Genomic DNA, 1509 nt, shown 5'->3' with positions numbered 1-1509 from the left:
GTTTCGGGTAAACTAGCCCACATCCATCAGGATTCTTTACGGGTAAAAGAGTTGGCAGAAGGTCAGCATCCCAGAGTCGTTGTTATATGTTGTTCTGATTCAAGAGTGACTCCTGAAATTGTTTTTGACCAAGGTTTAGGTGATATATTTACGATTCGTACAGCCGGAAATGTAATGAGTGATTACGAAGAAGGGAGTATCGAATATGCAGTAGAACATACCGGAGCAAAGCTTGTTGTTGTGTTAGGTCATACTAGTTGTGGAGCTATAAACGCAATGTTGGACACAAAAGAAGGAGGAACTGTTCCTGGACATATCTCTTCCATTGTTGATGCGTTAAACGCTGAAACCGAAGAAAAGGATGCTCTCGAAAAAGGAGGAGAAGAACTTCCGTACAATGCGGTTAAAGCAAATGTAGAACACGGGATAAGACAGTTGCGTAACTCAGAACCTATTTTGAGTGAAATGAATGAAGAAGGTAAAATTAAGATAGTCGGAGCCATTTATCATATCGAAAACGGCAAAGTCGATTTTCTGGATATATAGGAATCCTTTTTATACAAAACAAAAGAGGCTGAATCTGCAAAAAAGGATATTTAATTTAATAATATAACTTTTCCGATAGCTCTTTTTTATATATTCTATGCAAGATATCTCTGTAACTATTTTGAGCGTTTGGTGTTGCAGAGAGTCTATTGATATGGTATATTTATTTTGTTTTAGACCTAGATACAGCTATGTTTGATAGTATTATGTAATCGCTACATAATACTATTTTTATTTATAAGCTTACAATAAAATCAGATCTTCGGTTATATTTGAAATCAGCTCTCGTTGTAAGTTTAGAAATTTAGCCCGTTGTATTTCACCACTTCGGGTGATAAGTGTAGAGTATTTTTTTAGAGAGTCCAGCCATTTTATATGTACCAACGATGTTTGAATATTAGAAATACTTATCGGGTCCGAAAAGTATGACCAAAGCTGGGTGTAGGTTTGTCCATCGTACTCAAAATAAGAAGAATTAGATTCAATATTCAAAGAGGAAAGGTATACCAGTACTTCTGAGCCCATTTGATTTACTCCTTTCAGTGTCATTCCTTCAAATAGATCTATGCATTCATATAATTCCTCTTGTATAACCCGCAATTCAGATTCATTAATTCAGTTTCTTTTATAAAAATAATTAATGTCCGATAGGGTTGACAATATGGTATTTTATTTTTCAAGGCTTTAATTGAATAGGTTATATATTACCTAAACGATGGAGTATAAAATGTATAATATAATAAGAGTAGGAGCTAATTATTTAATATAAATTTTTATCTTTGTCACTATAATCTAACCCTTTACTCAAACAGTGAGAATAGAATTAACAAACATACCCACCAATAACAATCTAAAGTTTAACGATTTAGATTTGGCTATGTGCGTTGAAATATTAGAGAGAGAGAGAGAGAGAGAGAGAGAGAGAGAGAGAGAGAGAGAGAGAGAGAGAGAGAGAGAGAGAGA

Annotated in this window: 2 protein-coding genes; one reads left to right on the top strand and one right to left on the bottom strand. The window is 34.3% G+C overall.

The genetic code is table 11. From position 1 onward, the window contains the following. Positions 1 to 546 (top strand): carbonic anhydrase (locus tag IR022_RS19230; protein WP_194204966.1); only part of this gene is annotated, 546 nt, incomplete at its 5' end. Between the two features lie 243 nt (positions 547 to 789). Here IR022_RS19230 and IR022_RS19225 read toward each other — a convergent pair. Then, entirely contained in the window at positions 790 to 1095 is a 306-nt protein-coding gene (locus tag IR022_RS19225) for a hypothetical protein (RefSeq protein WP_194204965.1), read from the bottom strand. Positions 1096 to 1509 lie beyond the last annotated feature (414 nt).

Source organism: Dysgonomonas sp. GY617, from assembly GCF_015233815.1.
Taxonomy (GTDB): Bacteria; Bacteroidota; Bacteroidia; order Bacteroidales; family Dysgonomonadaceae; genus Dysgonomonas_A.
The sequence above is the reverse complement of the archived record's forward strand: the minus strand, read 5'-3'. Positions and strand labels throughout refer to the sequence as shown.

Excerpts from the sequence above, each read along its gene's own strand:
- IR022_RS19225 (WP_194204965.1), bottom strand. The coding sequence starts at position 1,095 with ATGACACTGAAAGGAGTAAATCAAATGGGCTCAGAAGTACTGGTATAC.